Raw genomic sequence first — 19,769 nt, forward strand, 5'->3', positions numbered from 1 at the left:
TTATTTGCCCGGCAATTGTAGCAAAAAATTCTCAAAATTATCGGCTTGATTTGCATTAAATCGGGGAAATTATGAAATATTCTCGGCGAAAGAGACCTAAGCCGTCCCCGCGTCGAAAACAGGCAATAAAAAACCCGGTTTGCCAAAGGCAAAGCCGGGTTTTGAAATTCTGGATACGTAATAAATTAACGCTTCGAGAACTGTGTTTTCTTACGTGCTTTCTTAAGACCCACTTTCTTACGCTCAACTTTACGAGCGTCGCGAGTAACAAAGCCAGCTTTACGAAGTGAAGGACGAAGTGATTCATCGAACTCCATAAGCGCACGAGTGATACCGTGACGGATAGCACCAGCTTGACCAGTAGTACCACCACCTTCAACAGTGATGTAAAGGTCAAACTTTTCAGTCATTTCAACTAGCTCTAGAGGCTGACGAACAACCATGCGAGCAGTTTCACGACCGAAATATTCTTCGATAGAACGTTGATTGATTACGATGTTGCCAGTGCCTGGGCGTAGGAAAACGCGAGCACTTGAACTTTTACGACGACCTGTACCGTAGTATTGATTTGCCATGAGTTAGTGCTCCTTAAATGTCTAGAACCTGAGGCTGTTGTGCAGCGTGGTTATGCTCGGTACCTGCGTAAACTTTAAGTTTACGGTACATTGCACGGCCAAGAGGACCGCGTGGAAGCATGCCTTTAACAGCTTTTTCGATGATCATTTCAGGCTTTTTAGCTTGAAGTTTCTCGAAGTTGATAGACTTAAGGCCACCTGGGAAGCCAGTGTGCGCGTAGTACATCTTGTCCTGAGTCTTGTTACCAGTTACGGTTACTTTTTCCGCGTTGATAACGATGATGTAATCACCAGTGTCAACATGAGGAGTGTACTCAGCTTTATGCTTACCGCGTAGGCGACGAGCGATCTCAGTAGCGATACGACCTAAAGTTTTACCTTCAGCGTCAACTACGTACCAGTCACGTTTTACTGATTCTGGCTTAGCAACAAACGTTTTCATTTATAAAAATCCAATGTTTACAATTATAAAACCACAAGCAGAAATTTTTCTGCTGCTCTATTAAATATGCTTCAACCCCTTCGAGTTTAAGACTTAACCCTCAGTAGTGGCTAAACGAACCGAGGTAGAACGGCAAGTGGTAGGCGCGGGAGTATAGCAAAGCAAATAGGGAATTACTACTGCTTAGCTGTTTTTTTGCGCGCCTTTAAGGGGTCGAAGTGGCGGCACCAAAACGCGCCGCTAAGATCAGGCCAAATGAGGGCGTTTTAGGTATTCGTGCGACTGCATTTCCTGCAAACGACTAACACAACGCTTAAACTCAAAGTTCAACCGACCACTGCTGTAAAGCTGCTCTATTGGCGCTTCGGCAGAGATGATCAAGGTTACATTACGTTCATAGAATTCATCGACCAGAGCGATAAAACGGCGCGCCGCATCATCATTATGCTGGCCCATCTGCTTAACATTGGCCAACAAAACAGTGTTATAAAGACGGGAGATTTCCATATAGTCGACCTGAGAGCGCGCACTTTCGCAAAGCTGCTCAAAATCAAACATCACGATACAGTCGCTGACCATACGGGTGCCTATCATTCGCCCTTCGATTTCAATCTCTTCATTGGCGCGCCCGGGCTCTGGAGAGAGCTGCTCAAAATAAGCAAAGAGGTTTTTATCCGCCTGCTCATCTAGAGGACTGTGGAAGATCTCCGCCTGCTCGAGCGTACGCAAACGATAATCGACACCTGAGTCTACATTCACCACCTCGGTATTGACCTTAACCAACTCAATGGCGGGTAAAAAGCGCGCTCGTTGCAGGCCATTTTTATATAGCTCATCTGGCACTATATTCGAGGTTGCCACCAAGATGATGCCACGCTCGAACAAGGCCTCCATTAAGCCCCCCAAAAGCATGGCATCGGTGATATCTTGGACGAAAAACTCATCAAAACAGATGATATCCGTTTCACTTTTAAGCTTATCGGCCACCACCAAAAGAGGGTTCTTAACCTCTTGTAATTGCTTTAATTCATGATGAACCCGGTGCATAAAACGGTGGAAGTGCACACGCATTTTACGTTCCGTTGGCAAAGCCTCATAAAAGGTATCTACCAGGTAGGTCTTACCACGACCAACACCACCCCAAAAATAAAGCCCTTTAATGGTCTTCGTGCTATCCTTAGAAAAGAGTCTTGCGAATAAACCGGCCGGCTTGGGTGGTTGCGCGACCATATCATCGAATAGCCTTTGCAGGTGCCTAACGGCATTTTCCTGAGCGGCATCATAGAGAAAGTCGTCACGCTGTAAGTCTTGTTGGTATTTTTGCCAAGGAGTCATGATAGTAACGGCGTACAAAGAGGTAAATTTTCGCGCTATCTTAACACGGCTCATAACAAAGCGTATATTTGGCTAAGAAAGTTTTCAGAAGGGGAAATCTATGTCCACTATTACTTGGATTGGAGTTGTAATCATTATTGCCATTGGCAGCTTCTTTGTTGGTGGCTTGTTTACAAAAAAACGCTTTAAGCAGGAAGAATTAGAGCAACAAGCTGAAAAAGCACAAAACGAGCTGGAACAATATCGCCAGGACGTCGCTGACCACTTGGATAGCACTAATAGACTGATCAATAAATTAAAAGACAACTATGAGCAGTTGGCTCATCATGTGCAGCAAAGCGACCATTTATTGCTGAGCAAAAAGGACCTGGGTGAGAGCCAGCCGTTTTTCTCTAAAGAAACCACGGAACAACTGCAGGCATCATTAAGTCAGCGTCCCGAGCGCCACTCCAGCAACATAGTCCATGACAGCCAACCGGCCGACTATGCCGCCGGTGAATCCGGACTGTTTCGAGGCGAGAAGAAGGATGTTGAACAAAGACAATCTGCTTGATAAATAAGCAGTCGTTCTACCCTTGAGGAACTAATTTAGCATCCCCATAGTCAGTATAGAAAATAGCTTTATAGGTACCGGGCTGCTTCGCGGCCCTCTCTTTTGGAGTTTGTCTATACTATGAAAATGAAGTTATCAGTTCTCAGTGCCGCAATTTTATCGGCCACATTTTTTATGCAGCCCGGCCTTGCCGAGGCAAAATTACCCGTTGCCGTTGATGGTCAACAACTCCCCACCCTAGCGCCTATGCTCGAGCGCGTAACACCTGGCGTTGTTAGTATTCGCGTTTCAGGTTCCAAGGAAGTCCGTGGTCGTGTCGACCCATTCGACTTTTTCTTTGGTCGCCCTCAGCCTCGCTCGCAAAAGCGCCCTTTTAGCGGCTTAGGCTCAGGCGTGATCATAGATGCCGATGACGGTTATATAGTTACCAACAACCATGTTATCGACGATGCCGAAGAAATGCTGGTGACCTTAGAAGACGGCCGTGAATTTGCCGCCAAGTTGATTGGCGCCGATAAAGAGTCGGATATCGCCCTTTTACAAATCGAAGGCAAAGACCTGACCGAAATTAAACTGGCCGACTCAGACAAGCTACGCGTCGGCGACTTCTCCGTAGCCATAGGCAACCCATTTGGTTTAAGTCACACGGTCACCTCGGGCATTGTCAGTGCTCTTGGCCGTAGCGGCCTCAATATTGAAGGATACGAAGACTTTATTCAAACCGATGCCGCCATCAACCAGGGTAACTCAGGTGGTGCCCTGGTGAACCTTAAGGGCGAGCTGATCGGCATCAACACCGCCATCCTCGGCGCCTCAGGTGGCAACGTGGGCATCGGCTTTGCCATTCCTTCAAATATGATGAAGAACTTGGTCGATCAGATCATTGAGTTTGGCCAGGTACGCCGTGGCTCGCTGGGGATCTCCGGACGCACGCTGGATGCCGGTTACGCCGAAGCCCTGGATCTTGATGTGAAGCGCGGCGCCATGGTTGAGCGCGTGGTCGAAGACTCGGCCGCTGAAAAGGCCGGTATCAAGGCGGGCGATGTGATCATCAGCGTCAATGGCAATGATATACGCAGCTTCCAGGAGCTACAGGGTAAAATAGCGACCCTGGGCGAAGGTAAGAAAGTGGAAATCGGCCTCTATCGTGACGGCGATGAAATCGAAGTGGACGTCACCCTGGCCGCCGCCGGTGATATCTCCAAAGAAGCGGCGGAAGTGCACCCGGCACTGGCCGGTGCCGAGCTCGAGTCCGGTAAGCGTAACGGCATCAAAGGCGTGATAGTCAATAGCGTCGATCCCCGCTCGGTTGCCGCCCGTATCGGCTTAGAGGAAGGCGATATCATCACTCAGGTGAATCGCCAGCGCGTAGAAACAGTGCGAGAGCTGTCCAGCACCATAGCCGATATTAAAGGCAATATAGTGCTTGTAGTGCGCCGCGGTAACAGCACCTTCTTCGCTCCGATTCAGTAAGCACCACCTCGACTTGCAACAATTCAACAGCGGCGCCCTTGCCGCTGTTGTTACTTCTGTGCCATCATTGTTAGCTCAACAAACTAATAATAATTATTAATTTCGTGCTAAAACAAATCAGATTTGTGCTCGTGCCGCTGCTGAGCGGTTTGGGGCTCGCCTTTATTATGGTGCTGGCCACACCCTCGCTACGGGATGCCTTACTGCCAATGTTGGCAAGCGACGGCTTTAGCGGCTCACATATGAGCTATGCCACCGCCGTAAAACGCGCCGCACCCGCCGTGGTCACGGTTTATTCCGAACGCATTTCTACTCAACCCCGTTACATGCAGCAACAAAGCACGGTATCGGAAATTGGCTCCGGCGTAGTAATGAGCGCAGATGGTTATATTCTTACCAACTACCATGTTATCAATAGCGCCGATGTGATCATGGTGATGCTCAGCGATGGCCGCCACTTTAGTGATGTGCAACTGGTGGGTTTTGATACCGTCACCGATCTGGCCCTGTTAAAGATAAACGCACAAAGCCTGCCTACTATTCCCATTGATGAAACCTTTTCCCCCCAGGTTGGCGATGTGGTCCTGGCTATAGGTAACCCCTTAAATCTCGGGCAAACCATTACCCAGGGCATTATCAGTGCCACGGGTAAGCAGCGACTCACCGACAGCTCACACTCAAGCCTGTTACAAATGGATGCCGCCATCAACGTCGGTAACTCGGGGGGCGCCCTGGTTAATTCCCATGGCGATCTGGTGGGTATTACCTCGGCCCAGTTTAAAACCCGTAGCAACCTGGATATTCAAGGGATCTTTTTTGCTGTGCCCTACTCCTTGGCCAAAGACGTGATGGATAAGTTGATCCGCTACGGCCGTGTGGTGCGCGGTTATATGGGTATGGATGTCACAGCCGTAGATAAACAAGGGCGCGATGTCACCAATAATAAGATGGCCATAGCTGGCATGCGCATTAATAAGCTCGACCCCCTTGGGCCGGCTTGGCAGGCGGGTATAAAAGAAGGCGATATAGTTATTCGTATGGGTGGCCACTCGGTCAGCAATATACAGCAAAGCCTAGAGCGTATTGCCAATACCAACCCGGGCACCGAGCTGGAGGTTGAACTCTACCGCGATGGCGAACTACATAAGCTTACGGTTACCGTGGCCGAGCTGGAAACTCGCATGTAATGCTATTGATATAAAAAAAGCTGCCATCAGGCAGCTTTTTTTATGTTCGCAGTTAGTCGCTTACGCGCTTGATGTTAGCGCCTAACGCGGTCAGCTTATCCTCGATATGCTCATAGCCTCTATCAACGTGATAGATGCGATCCACCCGAGTTTCGCCCTCGGCGATAATACCGGTCAGAATCAAACTGGCCGAAGCGCGCAGATCCGTGGCCATCACTCGCGCACCGCTTAATTTAGGGGTATCACCACAAATGGCGGTATTGCCCTCAAGGCGGATGTCTGCACCCATGCGTTGCAGCTCAGGCACGTGCATAAAGCGGTTTTCAAAGATGGTCTCTGTAATAGTCGCGCTGCCCTTGGCTACCACGTTTAGGGCGGTAAACTGGGCCTGCATATCGGTCGGGAAACCCGGGTGCGGTAAGGTTTTAATGTTTACCGCTTTAAGTTCACGATCGCGCATATCCAGATAAATGCTATTCTCAGTGACCTCAATATGGGCATTGGCTTCGCGTAACTTTTCAATTACCGGCTCCAGGCTCAGATGATCCGTGTTCTTACACAGGATATCGCCTTTAGCCATGGCCGCAGCAACCAAGAAGGTGCCGGTTTCGATACGGTCAGGCAAGATGGAATGCTCGCAACCACCTAGACGCTCAACCCCTTCAATCTCGATGCGGCTGCTGCCGGCACCGCTGATCTTGGCACCCATATTATTCAAGTACTTAGCAAGATCGCTGATTTCAGGTTCGCGGGCGGCATTTTCCAATATGGTTTTACCTTCCGCCAGGGTTGCTGCCATCAGCAAGTTTTCCGTAGCACCTACACTCACGGTATCCATAAAGATTTCCGCGCCTTTAAGACGACCATCAACCTGAGCGTGAATATAGCCGTTTTCCACTTCAATCTGAGCGCCCATGCGACGCATGCCTTGAATATGGATATCGACCGGACGGGCGCCTATGGCACAACCGCCTGGCAAAGAAACCTGGGCCTTACCAAAGCGGGCCAATAAAGGGCCCAGGGCCAATACCGAGGCGCGCATTTGCTTTACCAATTCATACGGCGCCAGGATATTGTCTACCGTAGCGCCATCGACGATAAGCTTGTCGTCTTGCCAATACACCTCGGCACCCAGCTCTTTTAGCAGGGCTTCCGTAGTAGTGATATCGCGTAATTTGGGAACATTGCTAAAGCAGCTTTTAGAATCGGCTAAAAGGGCTGCAAATAGAATGGGCAGGGCGGCATTTTTCGCCCCGGAAATGGTCACCTCACCGCTTAACGGGGTGCCACCTTGAATAATAAAATGATCCATTACTGTGCCTGTTATTGCGGAAGGATAAATTTGCGTTCACGCTGCCACTGTTCTGGCGTAAAGGCACGAATAGTCACAGCATGTATGGTGCCATCTGAGATTTGCTCCATCAGTGGCTTATACACCAACTGCTGTTTTTTGACCGGGGTTAACCCGTCAAAGCAGTCACCCACGGCGATCACCTGATAGTGGGTACCTTCAACTTTAACTATTACTTCTTCGAGCCCTAGCTCGTCTTTCAATAAAGCTTCAACTTGACTGCTTTGCATTACTCTCACTCAAAAATTTTGTCGACCTGACCCAGTTGCATCAACTTTTGCAGCTGTTCAGGGATATGCTGTAATCGCAACTCTTTACCTTGCTTATGAAGCTGCGACAAGCTGTCTAATAACCAGGCCAACCCAGCGGTATCAACGTGACTAACGTCATTTAAATCCAGTGCTACCTTTGTACTGCCACTGGCGAGCAGCTGCTGTACCAAGGTCTTATCGGCAACACTATATCGGGTTAATTCACCGCTAAGTGTAAATTGGTCATCACTTTGTTGTGATAAGGTCAGGCTACTCATTGCCACCTTCACCACGAAACTGAACTGGCAGTTTACTTTTCTTCTCTAGTAAATCAATGACATGTTCAATGCCTTCCTGGCGTAAAATACCATGCAGCTCACTTTGTTTGGCATCAAGCAAACTAATGCCTTCGGCTATCATGTCATAAGCGCGCCACTGATTGCTATTATCCTTACGCACTTTAAAGCCAATATCAATGTCTGGCTTACCCGGATCTTTAATCGTGGTTTTTACCACTACCACAGTATCGCTACCGAAGTCTTTCGCACTGTCGAATTCCACGGTTTGGTTGGTGTATTGGGTAAATACACCGGCATAAGTGGCTACCAGATAATCCTTAAACACATCCATAAAGCGCTTAATATTCTCGATGGCCTGCTTTTTCTCCTCAGGGTCTTCGATATTACGCGCCTTTTGAATATAGCTCGCCAGCACGCGATAAGAGGCATACTTATAATCGACATAAGGAAGAAGCTCTTCTTCCACTATCACCTTTAGATGCTCTTTATCGGCGGCAATCTTGCTTTGGTCATGTTCGATACGCTTAAAGGTTTGATCGGCAACCTGGCGCACCATTTTATATGGGTCGCTTAAATCAACTTCCACCGCCTGCACCTGAGGGGCTAGCAGCAAAAATAATCCTGCTACGAAACTGAAAACCTTATCCATAACTACCTACTCGCTACCTTGATTGAATAGAAACTGGCCGATTAGCTCTTCCAACACCAAGGCTGACTTGGTATCGGTGATCATATCGCCGTCCTTTAACGCTTTTGACTGCACGCCAAAGATGGCGTCAATTGATAACTCATCATCTTGTTGCGACTCGGCCACAGCATTACCCAAACAGGCCTGCTGCGCTTGGTTGCTGGCAATAACCGGGTTAAGGCCCAAGTATTGCTCACCTAAGATTCCCGAGGTCAAAATCGATACCGAAGTGGCATCGGAAAACTTACATTCATAGGCGTTATCTATGGCCATATAGACCACAGGCACAAACTCACTCGGGTGCACCTGAATGGTTTCGACACGGCCGATAACCACCCCGCCCACCTTGATAGGTGCACGAGATTTTAGTGATCCTATATTTTCAAACTTAGCCTGCAATGAATAAGTGCCATTGCTGCCGCTTAAACCCGCATTGGCTACCTTGAGCGCCAGCATAACAAGCGCGGCAATGCCCAGAGAGACAAACAAGCCGACCAAAATTTCAATTTTTCTCGAATTCATGGTGTTAATCCTTTAGCCGCCAAACATCACGGCGGTCAAAATAAAATCGAAGCCAAGCACGGCCAGTGAAGAATGGACAACGGTTTCCGTTGTCGCTTTGCTGATCCCTTCCGATGTGGGGACGCAGTCATAACCCTTGTACAAGGCTATCCAGGTCACCACTAAGGCAAATACACAGCTTTTAATGATGCCGTTGAGTATGTCTTTCTCGAACGACACCTGCGATTGCATAATTGACCAGAAACTACCGCGGTCAACGCCAAGCCAATCAACGCCGACTAAATGCGCCCCTAAAATGGCCACCGCAGAGAAGATGAGTGCCAGCGCTGGCATGCTGATCATGCCCGCCCAAAAGCGCGGTGCAATAACCCGTTTCAAAGGGTCCACCGCCATCATTTCCAGACTCGTAAGCTGTTCGGTGGCCTTCATTAATCCAATTTCTGCAGTTAACGCACTGCCGGCACGCCCGGCGAACAATAGCGCTGTAACCACAGGGCCTAATTCACGCAATAAGCTCAGTGCCACCAAGGGCCCCAAACTGTCTTCGGCGCCATAATCCACCAACACGGTATGACCTTGCAACGCTAATACCATGCCGATAAACAAGCCGGATACCACAATAATAATCAGAGATAAGAAACCCACCATGTAAAGCTGGCGGATCAGCAGCGGCGTGCCCTTACGAAAGTTAGGCATGCTTATTAAAGCACCTAACAACATATAGGTAGCACGGCCCATAGAGGCGAAGCGGCTCAGGGTTTTATGCCCCAGGCGCTGCCAAAACTCGAGCAAGGCTGACATTATGACATTAACTCCTGTTCATAAGGCTGAGCATCAAAATGAAATGGCACAGGACCATCGGATAAGCCCTGTAAAAATTGCTGCACCAGAGGCGACTCATGCTTGCGCAGCTCATCCGGGCTGCCACAACCTATCACCCCTTTTTCAGCGATGATAATCACGTGATCGGCGATGCTCATTACCTCGGGCACATCATGAGTAACGATTAAGGACGACAGCCCAAGAACATTGTTAAGCGAGCGGATCAACTTCACCAGCACGCCCATGGAAATAGGGTCTTGCCCGGCGAACGGCTCATCGTACATGATGAATTCCGGGTCCAGGGCGATGGCGCGCGCTAGTGCGGCACGACGGGCCATGCCACCAGAGAGCTCTGCGGGCATTAAGTCTTTAGCACCACGTAAACCCACGGCTTGCAGCTTCATCAGGACGATAAGACGGATTAATTCTTCGCTTAGCTGGGTATGTTCACGCAGCGGAAAGGCGATATTGTCGTACACCGACATATCGGTAAATAAGGCGCCGCTTTGGAACAGCATGCTCATTTTCGTGCGCGCCTTGTATAACGCTGCGCGATTCATGCTGGGAATGCTTTGACCTTGAAAAAGAATATCGCCACTATTTGGCTTGAGCTGACCGCCGATCAACCGCAGCAAGGTGGTTTTACCTATACCACTGGGGCCCATAATGGCAGTGATCTTCCCCTTGGGAATGGTTAGGCTCATATTCTGATAGATAACACGCTCCGCGCGTTTGAAGGTAACATCCTTGATTTCAACGATTGGTTGCGACAAGTCGCTCTCCCACTATTCTTCTATCATGTGACCCGACATTTTAAAGTTTTTTTGCGCCGAGGGAAAAAAGAATCTGTAAAAATTTGTAAGATCATTCAACAAAGCTGTAATGACGACAAATTAGGTGCGTTTTTTTACACAATTACAACGGCTTTTGATACTATTTGCGCCAGTATTTTTTCTAACTCATTGGCTTTGCACTCATGCTCACTTCTTTTGCCATTCTCGTCGCCGGTTTTGTCGCTCTCGTTTGGAGTGCTGACCGTTTTGTCTTTGGCGCCGCGGCTTTGGCACGCAACCTTGGCGTACCCGCTTTAATCATAGGTTTAACCGTAGTCGCTATGGGCTCTTCAGCCCCGGAAATGATGGTGTCGGCGTCAGCGGCGCTGGCGGATAAAACCGATACTGCGGTCGGTAATGCTGTGGGCTCAAATATAACCAATATTCTGCTGGTGCTGGGTATCACCGCCCTGTTGCGCCCGCTTTCAGTTTCCTCGGTAACACTTAAACGGGAAATGCCCTTGGTTTTTGTGGTCTCTGTGGCCGCCTGGTACATGTTTACCGACAACTATTTCTCCAGTGTAGAAGGCTGGTTGCTACTGGCCGGCTTTGTCGCCTTTATCGCTTTTCTTATCGTTATTTCACGCCAGCACAAGAATACTGAGGACGACCCCTTTGTCAGCGAAGCCTGTGATGAAATCCCTAAAGACGTAAGCACCAAAACCGCCTCACTGTGGCTGGTTGTGGGCCTGATACTACTGCCGGTCAGTTCGCATTTTATCGTCTCTTCGGCGGTGGAAATCGCTCAATTCTTTGGTCTTAGCGACCTGGTAATCGGCCTCACCATTATCGCCATTGGCACCAGTTTGCCAGAGCTTGCCGCCTGTGTGGCCGGGGTGTTAAAAAACGAAGACGACCTGGCCCTGGGTAATATCGTCGGTTCAAACCTATTCAATATCCTTGCCGTGCTTTCTCTTGCTGGCATTCTCAACCCTGCTGTGATTGACCCGGCTGCAGCCAACCGCGACGCCCTGGTTATGATAGCCGCGACCATAGTATTAATTGCCATGAGTTTGAACTTTCGTGGTGCCAGACGCATCAACAGGTTAGAAGGAGGCATGTTGCTGGTCGCATTTTTTGCCTACCAAGGATATATTTTTAGTCAGATAGCATAGAGTAAGCGTATATGACACAAAGCTACATCGCTTCCGCCCAGCGGGTGATAGAGACAGAAGTTCTTGCCCTTCAAGAACAGCTACAACATCTGGACGAGCAGTTTATTCAGGCCTGTGAGCTAATGAAGGCCTGCGCCGGACGCATTATCGTGGTCGGCATGGGCAAGTCAGGTCATATCGGCAACAAGATAGCCGCCACCCTGGCCAGTACAGGCACCCCGGCCTTTTTTGTGCACCCGGGAGAAGCCAGTCACGGAGATTTAGGCATGATCACCGCCCAGGATGTGGTGTTATTGATCTCTAACTCCGGCGAGACTCATGAGATTGTCAGCATCATCCCTGTGATTAAGCGCATTGGCGCAACCTTGGTGGCCATGACAGGCAACGCCCAGTCAAGCATGGCTACCCTGGCGGATCTGCATATCTGCATCGGCGTTTCTCAGGAAGCCTGCCCCTTGGGCCTGGCTCCCACCGCCAGTACCACGGCCACTTTAGCCATGGGCGATGCCATCGCCGTTGCCCTGCTCGAAGCCAAGGGCTTTACCGCCGATGACTTTGCTTTATCCCACCCCGGCGGCAGCCTGGGTAAACGTTTATTGCTAACGCTAAACGACGTTATGCACAGCGGCGATAGCGTACCGCGTTCGCATCAATCACAAAGCATTAAAGAAGCCTTGTTGGAAATTTCCAGCAAGGGCCTGGGCATGACGGCTGTTATAAACGATGAGCAACAACTGGTTGGACTCTTTACCGATGGCGACCTGCGCCGAGTGCTGGAGCAACGCATCGATATCCATAGCACCGCCCTGCTCGAGGTGATGACACCAAATTGCACTACGGCCACCGCTAATATGCTGGCCGCCGAGGCACTTAATATCATGGAACAAAAGCGTATCAACGGTCTGATCGTCATCGATCAGGATAGTCGCCCCATTGGCGCCCTGAATATGCAAGACCTACTGCGTGCGGGAGTGCTCTAATGCAATTTTCCGATTTGTATCAGCCCATAGAGCAAGATGCCTGGCAAAGAGCGCAGGCGGTAAAATTGCTTATCTGCGATATCGACGGCGTGTTTTCCGACGGCCGTATTTATTTGGGCAATCAGGGTGAAGAGCTCAAAGCCTTTAACACCAAAGACGGCTTTGGCATTAAGGCGCTGCTTAATAGCGGTACTCAGGTGGCGGTGATCACCGGCCGCCAGTCACAAATAGTGCAAACCCGCATGGAAAGCCTGGGCGTCCCTTATATTTATCAGGGCCGTGAGCATAAACTCGATGCCTATGCCGAACTCAAGCAAACCCTTAATCTGAGTGATGAGCAGGTTGCCTATATAGGTGATGATGGCCCGGATTTGCCGGTAATGGAAAAAGTAGGTTTTGCCGTGGCCGTTAATGACGCGCACCCCTTGGTAAAGCGCGTTGCCCACTACACTACTATGCTGCCAGGTGGCTTTGGTGCGGTACGCGAACTCACCGACCTGCTGATACTGGCCAAGGGCGGCAGCCTGGGCACCGAGGGCACCAGCTCATGAATATGGCGCGGGTGCTGATATCCATCGTTTTTATTGCGCTTATGGCCTGGCTATGGGCGCCCTATTATATGCAATCGGAAAAAACGGTAAAAAGCAGCAGCGATGCCATTTCTATCCCGGATTATATTGCCACCGGACTAAGACAAAGCAGCTATAACGATCAGGGGGCGTTAAGCCACACCGTCTATGCTGAACATATGGAGCTCTTCGACGAGCTGGGTTTTACCCACTTCAAGAAGCCGGTATTTACCCTCTATAACGACGGTGAACGTTGGCGTGTAACCGCCGATGAGGCGACGCTCTACAATAATAATATTTTGATCTTGGAAACCAACGTCATCGCCACCAATTTAATACCAGGGGCAATGATCGAAAAGGTCCAAGCAGCAGCTATCCAAATAGACATTGATGCCCAACGTATGGAATCGGAACAAAGTGTTGAGCTCAGGGGGCCGGATCTACTGATCACAGGTCAGGGCTTGAAAGCGGATATCAATACAGAGATAGTGGAACTAATAAAACATACGCGAACGGTATATTATGACCAGTAAATTCAAAGCATTAATCATAGGTTTGGGGTTTGGACTAGGCGCTGTAAATGCCTGGGCAGAGCAACCAGCCACGGTGACGGAAGTACAGATCGACGCCGATAAACAGCAGGCTCTGATCAAAGAAAACATCACCATTTTTGATAAAAATGTGCACATTGTTCATGGTCAACGAGAAATCAAGGCGGATCGCCTTGAGGCCCACCGTCGCCCTGAGTTAGGTGATAACAAGCAGCTGCTTATTGCCACCGGCAACCCGGCCATCTACAGCGAAACCATGGACGATGGTACGCAAATCACCGCTTCAGCTAAGGAAATCCGCTACGATGTAGCCACGCAAATGCTACAGATTTCCGGCACCGCCAAAATTGCCATGGCCGATCAACAGATCGTCGCCGAGACGATCAGCTATGATATAAACAAGCAGCTGATCAGTGCCGAAAAAGATAAAGATTCGAGCACCCGTGTAAGAACCACGCTCACACCGCAAAATGACGAGCAAAAAGAGAAGGGACAACCATGACCACGCTGAAGGCGCAAAAGCTGGCAAAAAGCTATAAAGGCCGTGAAGTGGTCAAGGATGTGGGCCTGGAAGTCAAAGCCGGCAGCATAGTCGGCTTGCTTGGCCCCAACGGCGCCGGTAAAACCACTACCTTCTATATGATTGTGGGTCTGGTACCAAGCGACAAGGGTGTGATCAGCATCGATGAGCAGGATATCACCCTGCTGCCCATGCATTCACGCGCCCGTTTAGGCATAGGTTATTTGCCGCAAGAGTCTTCTATTTTCCGTAAATTGACCGTCTATCAGAACCTGATGGCTATTTTGGAAACCCGTAAGGACCTGGATAAAAGCGGCCGTGAAAGCGAGCTCGAAGGTCTGCTGGACGAATTTAATATTCAGCATATTCGTGAGTCATTAGGCATGGCCCTGTCCGGCGGCGAACGCCGTCGTGTGGAGATTGCCCGCGCCCTCGCTGCTAACCCGAAATTTATTCTGCTCGACGAACCTTTTGCTGGTGTTGACCCTATTTCAGTGCTAGATATTAAGAAAATCATTGAACACCTCCGCAACCGTGGTATTGGCGTTCTTATTACCGATCACAATGTGCGCGAAACATTAGACGTATGTGAAACTGCCTATATCGTCTCCCATGGCGAGCTAATCGCATCTGGAACTCCCCAACAGGTATTAGCAGATCAAACAGTACGCGATGTGTATTTAGGTGAGCAGTTTAGACTTTAATCACAAAAGGATTGTTAGAGTACATGAGGCAATCATTACAGCTGCGTCTAGGCCAGCAATTAACAATGACCCCACAATTGCAGCAGGCTATCCGCCTGTTGCAGCTCAGTACTTTGGATCTCCAACAAGAAATTCAAGAAGCGCTTGATGCCAACCCCTTGCTCGAAATCGAAGAAGAGCATTACGGCGATAGTGACCTGCCACGCGATAAAAATTCGGCGGCCGACAGCGATAGCGACATTCAAAGCAATAACAGCACAAGCAATCAGGACGAAGTTGAAAGCGGCGACGCCCTTAACAATGACTCGATCAGCGATGAGCTGCCTATGGATGTATCCTGGGACGAGTACATCAGTGCCGCCCCGGTTGCATCTGGGCCCATGCCCGATGACGAGTCTATTTACCAAGGCGAAACCACAGAAACCCTGCACGATTACCTTATGTGGCAATTACGCCTCACCCCGTTTAGCGCCATAGATGAAGCCATTGCCACCGCGATTATCGAAGCCATCGACGACAACGGCTTACTTACCGTTAGCACCGAGGACTTGCTCGAAAGCATCAACCATGATGAGCTGGAAGAAGAGATTGAACTCGACGAAATAGAGGCCGTGCTTAAGCGAGTTCAAATGTTTGATCCCATTGGTATTGGCGCCCGCTCACTACAAGAGTGCTTGTTGATCCAGCTCAAGCAATTTTCGCCTCAAACCCCTTGGCTTAACGAGACGAAAGAGGTAGTTTGTAATTATATTGATTTGCTTGGTAACCGTGACTACCGCACCTTAATGAAAAAGACTAAGCTTAAAGAAGCCCAGTTGAAAGAGGTGATGACACTGATACACAGCCTGAATCCCAAGCCCGCAGCGACCATAGTGCGCGAAGAGTCGGAGTATGTGATCCCGGATGTATCGGTGAAGAAGGTCAAGGGTCGCTGGAAGGTGGAATTAAACCCCGACAGCATGCCGAAGATACGTGTCAACGATCACTACGCATCCCTGGGTCGCAACTGCAAATCACAAAGTGACAGCCAATTTATTCGCTCTCACTTGCAAGAGGCAAAATGGTTTATAAAGAGCCTGGAGCAACGCAATGACACCTTACTTAAAGTAACTAATTGCATTGTTCAGCAACAACAGGCATTCTTTGAACATGGCGAAGAAGCAATGAAGCCAATGGTCCTTAACGACGTTGCAGAAATGGTGGAAATGCACGAGTCAACAATCTCTCGTGTTACCACACAAAAATACATGCACACGCCACGTGGGATCTTTGAGTTAAAGTACTTTTTCTCCAGCCATGTGAATACCGAGAATGGAGGTGAATGCTCATCCACAGCGATTAGAGCATTGATCAAAAAGCTAGTAGCCGCGGAAAATCCTGTAAAACCGTTAAGCGATAGCAAGATTACCGACATACTAGCAGAGCAAGGAATCAAAGTGGCTCGACGAACGATTGCAAAATATCGTGAATCGTTGGCCATACCACCGTCAAATCAACGTAAAAGCTTGATATAGACGTTAGACAAGAAGGAAAATGCTTATGCAATTAAATCTTACCGGTCGTCATGTAGAAATCACAGACTCTCTTCGCAACTATGTAAATAGTAAATTTGCCAAATTAGAGCGTCACTTTGACCACATTAATAATGTGCATGTTATTCTTGATATCGAGAAACTCACACAAAAAGCAGAAGCAACACTTCATGTAAACGGCGGCGAACTGTTTGCCACCGCAGAGCATCAGGATATGTACGCGGCGATCGATGGCTTAATTGACAAATTAGACCGCCAGGTAATCAAACATAAAGAGAAATTGTCTCGTCATTAAAATGAGCTTAGATTTACTTTTTTCCAAGGACTGCAGCAAGGCTGCGGTCCTTTTTAATAGCAAAAAAAGAATGTTGGAATACCTCTCTCAGGTAGCACACCAACATATCCCCCACCTCAGTGAGCAAGCCATACTGGATTCCCTTCTGGCTCGTGAAAAGCTTGGCAGCACTGGCATAGGGAAAGGGGTTGCCATTCCAACACGGTCGCCTTGAAGGCATAGAGAATACCCTGGCCATTATCGTCACCAACCGTGAAGCCATCAATTTTGACGCCATCGACAATCGCCCCGTTGATATTTTTGTGGCGCTGCTTGTACCAGGCGATCAATGCGATCAACATCTCAAGACCTTGGCGAAAATTGCTGATAAACTTAAAGATAAACAATTCTGTAAGCAGCTAAGATCGGTCACCAGTGACCAGGAACTGTACCAGTTAATGGTTGCCTAAGGCGCCACACTGTAGGTTCGACTGAAAAGTGCGACTGAGAAGTGCGACTGATAAGTTCGAGTGTTTAACTTTAATGCCAGCATATGGCTCGGCAAGGGGTGGATAAATGGATTTGATTATTGTCAGTGGGCGCTCCGGTTCCGGTAAATCCGTCGCCCTGCATGTACTTGAAGATCTCGGCTACTATTGTGTCGATAATATCCCGGTCAACCTATTGCCCGCCCTGGTGCGCAGCGTTTCCGACAATTACGATAAAATTGCCGTCAGCATAGACGTTCGCAACCTTCCCAAAGAAGAACAAGAATTCAGCGATATCCTAGGTTACCTACCAGAGTTTTCACAACCGACACTGTTTTACCTCGACAGTGACGAGCAGACCCTGATCAAACGCTTTTCAGAAACCCGACGCCTGCACCCGCTGTCGATGCAAAACCTGCCTCTGGACTTGGCCATCCGCGAAGAAAAACAACTACTGGATGTGTTGATCACTCACGCCAACTTTATCATTGATACCAGTGAGTTAAGTGTTCACCAGTTGGCCGAGATGATACGAGAAAAGGTACTGGGTAAAAAAGATAAGCAACTGCTTATCACCTTTGAATCCTTCGGTTTTAAACACGGCATCCCAAAAAATGCCGACTATGTGTTCGATGCCCGCTTTTTACCTAACCCACATTGGGAGCCGGAACTTAAGCCCTTAACCGGCCTAGACCAACCGGTCAAAGACTACCTTGCCAGCCATAGCATAGTGCAAAAATTTACCTGGCAAATTCAAACCTTCGTGCAAACCTGGTTACCTCATTTAGAGCGTAATAACCGCAGCTATCTGACCATAGCCATAGGCTGTACCGGTGGCCAGCACCGCTCTGTGTATCTGGCGCAAACTTTGGGCGAGCGCTTTATGGACTCTCACCCTAACGTGAAAATCCGCCATCGCGAGCAGGAGGGCTAGACTTGATGGAAGCCACCTTTGTTATTCAAAACAAGCTGGGGTTGCACGCCCGTGCCGCCTCACAGCTGGCACAATTGGCAATGAACTTTGATGCTAAGATCACCCTGTATCAGGGTGAGAAAAGCGCCGAGGCCGACAGCGTCCTCGCCTTACTCTTGCTCGAAAGCGGCCAAGGCAAGGAAGTCAAAGTGGTGTGCGAGGGCAACGACGAAGAAGGTGCGCTGGCTGCCATTGGGCAGTTGATAGCAGAAAAGTTTCACGAACAAGAATAGCTCCCTCATTTACCTTTGGTATCTTAGTCTGAGTTAAGGTAAACTTACTAAGCGCTTGTAAGTGCTCGCTTATCGGTGCGTTTCTTCCATTTTTATCGACAAGGGAAGCCTATGCCTGAAGCCTATGAACAAGAAAATCCGCTGCAACCACTTCAAGAGATCACTGAAGCACTCAATAGCGGCCAATTTGTTCATGTACGTCGGCTTCTAGCAAAAACAGCGCCCTGTGACACCGCCCTTTTACTCGAATCATCGCCGCATAAAACCCGTTCCAAGCTTTGGGCCTTAGTCGACCCCGACGTTCAGGGTGACGTGCTCGAAGAGCTGTCTGAAGACGTGCGTCTTAGCATTATTGCGCGCATGGAGCCGGAGCACATTGCCGCGGCGACCGAGGACATGGACGACGATGATCTCGGTGAAGTACTGCGAAGCCTGCCGGAGCCCGTTTATAAAGACGTAATCGAGGCGATGGACAGCCAGGATAGAGACAGGGCAACCACGGCGCTGTCTTATCAGGAGCGCTCGGCCGGGGCCTTGATGAACACGGATACCGTGACCATACGCCCGGACGTATCCATCGATGTGGTGTTGCGTTACCTGCGCCTAAAAGGCGAATTACCCGAGGGCACGGATGAGCTCTACGTGGTCGATAAAGACAACTGCTTTTTGGGCTCACTGCCACTGACCGCCTTGTTAACCAATATGCCCGACGCCATAGTGCGCGAGGTAATGGACGAGGAATGCGAAGTCATTCCCATTAGCATGGACGAGTCGGAAGTGGCACAACTGTTCGAACGTCATAACTGGATCTCAGCCCCGGTAGTGGATGATCAAGCCCATCTGCTCGGTCGTATTACCATCGATGATATCGTTGACGTTATCCGTGAAAGTGCCGAGCACAGCATGTTAAGCCTGGCCGGTCTTGATGATGAAGAAGATACCTTTGCGCCGGTTGTGAAAAGTACCAAGCGACGCTCTATCTGGCTGGGTGTAAACCTGCTTACCGCCATGTTGGCGGCCTTTGTGGCCAGCTTTTTCGAAACCACCCTGGGTATTTTACCCTTCTTAGCCGTGCTTAACGGCATAGTGCCGTCCATGGGTGGCGTTGCCGGCTCGCAGACCCTGACCCTGGTTATTCGTGGTATGGCCCTAGGCCATGTCAATGAGACCAACCAAAAGTTCTTACTGACCAAGGAGCTGGCCATCGGTGCCTTGAACGGCGTGTTGTGGGCGATACTCATAGGCAGTGCCATTGCCCTGTGGAAATGGGACATCACCATAGGTCTGGTGATTGCCTTTGCCATGTTTATGAACCTGCTGGCCGCCGGTATCGCCGGTGCGGTGGTCCCGCTTATTCTCAAGCGCATGAATATAGACCCGGCCCTGGCGGGTAATGTGGTATTGACTACGGTCACGGATATAGTCGGTATCTTCGCCTTCCTCGGCACCGCAACCTGGTTCCTTATCTAGCCAAACGAGCCGTATCACAAAGACAAGGC

At 49.4% G+C, this 19,769-nt stretch carries 24 protein-coding genes and 1 pseudogene; 15 read left to right on the forward strand and 10 right to left on the reverse strand.

The features are described from left to right. Positions 1 to 185 precede the first annotated feature (185 nt). From rpsI to zapE, 3 genes are all read right to left on the reverse strand, one after another. Complete coding sequence (gene rpsI, locus C2M24_RS10865) at positions 186 to 575, reverse strand: 30S ribosomal protein S9 (RefSeq protein WP_105200064.1); 390 nt, start codon at positions 573 to 575, stop codon at positions 186 to 188. 13 nt (positions 576 to 588) lie between these two features. After that, entirely contained in the window at positions 589 to 1,017 is a 429-nt protein-coding gene (rplM, locus tag C2M24_RS10870) for a 50S ribosomal protein L13 (protein ID WP_105187995.1), read from the reverse strand. A gap of 246 nt (positions 1,018 to 1,263) precedes the next feature. Next, entirely contained in the window at positions 1,264 to 2,352 is a 1,089-nt protein-coding gene (zapE, locus tag C2M24_RS10875) for a cell division protein ZapE (protein ID WP_105215241.1), read from the reverse strand. 100 nt (positions 2,353 to 2,452) lie between these two features. Between zapE and C2M24_RS10880 the strand changes: the two genes are divergently transcribed. The 3 genes from C2M24_RS10880 to C2M24_RS10890 all read left to right on the forward strand — a co-directional run bounded on the left by C2M24_RS10880 (position 2,453) and on the right by C2M24_RS10890 (position 5,565). Then, positions 2,453 to 2,905 (forward strand): YhcB family protein, encoded by a 453-nt coding sequence (locus C2M24_RS10880; protein ID WP_105200063.1) that lies wholly within the window; start codon positions 2,453 to 2,455, stop codon positions 2,903 to 2,905. Between the two features lie 120 nt (positions 2,906 to 3,025). Continuing rightward, on the forward strand, positions 3,026 to 4,378 hold the full coding sequence (locus C2M24_RS10885) for a DegQ family serine endoprotease (RefSeq protein ID WP_105214878.1): 1,353 nt from the start codon (positions 3,026 to 3,028) through the stop codon (positions 4,376 to 4,378). A 104-nt stretch (positions 4,379 to 4,482) separates the two neighbouring features. Then, positions 4,483 to 5,565, forward strand: a complete 1,083-nt coding sequence (locus C2M24_RS10890; RefSeq protein ID WP_105200062.1) for a trypsin-like peptidase domain-containing protein — start codon at positions 4,483 to 4,485, stop codon at positions 5,563 to 5,565. A 52-nt stretch (positions 5,566 to 5,617) separates the two neighbouring features. Here C2M24_RS10890 and murA read toward each other — a convergent pair whose 3' ends face one another. From murA to C2M24_RS10925, 7 genes are read right to left on the reverse strand one after another with little or no spacing between them, the layout of a single operon-like run. Then, complete coding sequence (gene murA / locus C2M24_RS10895) at positions 5,618 to 6,877, reverse strand: UDP-N-acetylglucosamine 1-carboxyvinyltransferase (protein ID WP_105214880.1); 1,260 nt, start codon at positions 6,875 to 6,877, stop codon at positions 5,618 to 5,620. 11 nt (positions 6,878 to 6,888) lie between these two features. Continuing rightward, a complete protein-coding gene (locus tag C2M24_RS10900) occupies positions 6,889 to 7,146 on the reverse strand; it encodes a BolA family protein (RefSeq protein ID WP_105200060.1) in 258 nt (85 codons plus the stop codon). Positions 7,147 to 7,151: 5 nt separating this feature from the next. Beyond that, entirely contained in the window at positions 7,152 to 7,445 is a 294-nt protein-coding gene (locus tag C2M24_RS10905; RefSeq protein ID WP_105200059.1) for an STAS domain-containing protein, read from the reverse strand. After that, positions 7,438 to 8,115, reverse strand: a complete 678-nt coding sequence (locus tag C2M24_RS10910) for an MlaC/ttg2D family ABC transporter substrate-binding protein (RefSeq protein ID WP_105214882.1) — start codon at positions 8,113 to 8,115, stop codon at positions 7,438 to 7,440. The genes C2M24_RS10905 and C2M24_RS10910 overlap by 8 nt, the downstream gene beginning before the upstream one ends. A gap of 6 nt (positions 8,116 to 8,121) precedes the next feature. After that, the gene (gene mlaD, locus C2M24_RS10915) at positions 8,122 to 8,676 is read right to left on the reverse strand and encodes an outer membrane lipid asymmetry maintenance protein MlaD (protein WP_105200057.1); all 555 of its coding nucleotides are present in this window, start codon (positions 8,674 to 8,676) and stop codon (positions 8,122 to 8,124) included. Between the two features lie 12 nt (positions 8,677 to 8,688). Beyond that, positions 8,689 to 9,477: a lipid asymmetry maintenance ABC transporter permease subunit MlaE gene (gene mlaE, locus C2M24_RS10920; protein WP_442792512.1), complete on the reverse strand. Its 789-nt coding sequence runs from the start codon at positions 9,475 to 9,477 to the stop codon at positions 8,689 to 8,691. Further along, positions 9,477 to 10,271 carry an ATP-binding cassette domain-containing protein gene (locus C2M24_RS10925; protein WP_105200056.1) on the reverse strand — a complete coding sequence of 265 codons (795 nt, stop codon included), beginning with the start codon at positions 10,269 to 10,271 and terminating at the stop codon, positions 9,477 to 9,479. Before C2M24_RS10925 ends, mlaE begins: the two co-directional genes overlap by 1 nt. Before the next feature lie 203 nt (positions 10,272 to 10,474). On the opposite strand from C2M24_RS10925, the gene C2M24_RS10930 reads away from it, so the two are divergent. From C2M24_RS10930 to mgtE, 12 genes and pseudogenes are all read left to right on the forward strand, one after another. Beyond that, entirely contained in the window at positions 10,475 to 11,446 is a 972-nt protein-coding gene (locus tag C2M24_RS10930; RefSeq protein WP_105200055.1) for a calcium/sodium antiporter, read from the forward strand. A gap of 11 nt (positions 11,447 to 11,457) precedes the next feature. Further along, positions 11,458 to 12,426 (forward strand): KpsF/GutQ family sugar-phosphate isomerase, encoded by a 969-nt coding sequence (locus tag C2M24_RS10935; protein WP_105200054.1) that lies wholly within the window; start codon positions 11,458 to 11,460, stop codon positions 12,424 to 12,426. Beyond that, entirely contained in the window at positions 12,426 to 12,977 is a 552-nt protein-coding gene (kdsC, locus tag C2M24_RS10940; RefSeq protein WP_105214884.1) for a 3-deoxy-manno-octulosonate-8-phosphatase KdsC, read from the forward strand. Before C2M24_RS10935 ends, kdsC begins: the two co-directional genes overlap by 1 nt. Further along, the gene (lptC, locus tag C2M24_RS10945) at positions 12,974 to 13,528 is read left to right on the forward strand and encodes an LPS export ABC transporter periplasmic protein LptC (protein WP_105200052.1); all 555 of its coding nucleotides are present in this window, start codon (positions 12,974 to 12,976) and stop codon (positions 13,526 to 13,528) included. Before kdsC ends, lptC begins: the two co-directional genes overlap by 4 nt. Then, the gene (gene lptA, locus C2M24_RS10950; protein ID WP_105200051.1) at positions 13,518 to 14,048 is read left to right on the forward strand and encodes a lipopolysaccharide transport periplasmic protein LptA; all 531 of its coding nucleotides are present in this window, start codon (positions 13,518 to 13,520) and stop codon (positions 14,046 to 14,048) included. The genes lptC and lptA overlap by 11 nt, the downstream gene beginning before the upstream one ends. Next, complete coding sequence (gene lptB, locus C2M24_RS10955; protein WP_105214886.1) at positions 14,045 to 14,770, forward strand: LPS export ABC transporter ATP-binding protein; 726 nt, start codon at positions 14,045 to 14,047, stop codon at positions 14,768 to 14,770. The genes lptA and lptB overlap by 4 nt, the downstream gene beginning before the upstream one ends. A 65-nt stretch (positions 14,771 to 14,835) precedes the next feature. Further along, positions 14,836 to 16,284: an RNA polymerase factor sigma-54 gene (locus tag C2M24_RS10960; protein ID WP_442792515.1), complete on the forward strand. Its 1,449-nt coding sequence runs from the start codon at positions 14,836 to 14,838 to the stop codon at positions 16,282 to 16,284. A gap of 25 nt (positions 16,285 to 16,309) precedes the next feature. Continuing rightward, positions 16,310 to 16,597 carry a ribosome hibernation promoting factor gene (gene hpf / locus C2M24_RS10965; RefSeq protein WP_022945550.1) on the forward strand — a complete coding sequence of 96 codons (288 nt, stop codon included), beginning with the start codon at positions 16,310 to 16,312 and terminating at the stop codon, positions 16,595 to 16,597. A gap of 1 nt (position 16,598) precedes the next feature. After that, a pseudogene (ptsN, locus tag C2M24_RS10970) lies at positions 16,599 to 17,046 on the forward strand (PTS IIA-like nitrogen regulatory protein PtsN). A 106-nt stretch (positions 17,047 to 17,152) separates the two neighbouring features. Beyond that, complete coding sequence (gene rapZ, locus C2M24_RS10975; RefSeq protein WP_105200048.1) at positions 17,153 to 17,998, forward strand: RNase adapter RapZ; 846 nt, start codon at positions 17,153 to 17,155, stop codon at positions 17,996 to 17,998. Between the two features lie 5 nt (positions 17,999 to 18,003). Beyond that, positions 18,004 to 18,270, forward strand: a complete 267-nt coding sequence (locus C2M24_RS10980; protein WP_105200047.1) for an HPr family phosphocarrier protein — start codon at positions 18,004 to 18,006, stop codon at positions 18,268 to 18,270. A gap of 111 nt (positions 18,271 to 18,381) precedes the next feature. Then, positions 18,382 to 19,740: a magnesium transporter gene (mgtE, locus tag C2M24_RS10985; RefSeq protein ID WP_105200046.1), complete on the forward strand. Its 1,359-nt coding sequence runs from the start codon at positions 18,382 to 18,384 to the stop codon at positions 19,738 to 19,740. The last annotated feature ends 29 nt before the right edge of the window (positions 19,741 to 19,769 follow it).

The sequence above is a fragment of the Pseudoalteromonas sp. T1lg22 genome, from assembly GCF_002964645.1.
Lineage (GTDB): Bacteria > Pseudomonadota > Gammaproteobacteria > Enterobacterales > Alteromonadaceae > Pseudoalteromonas.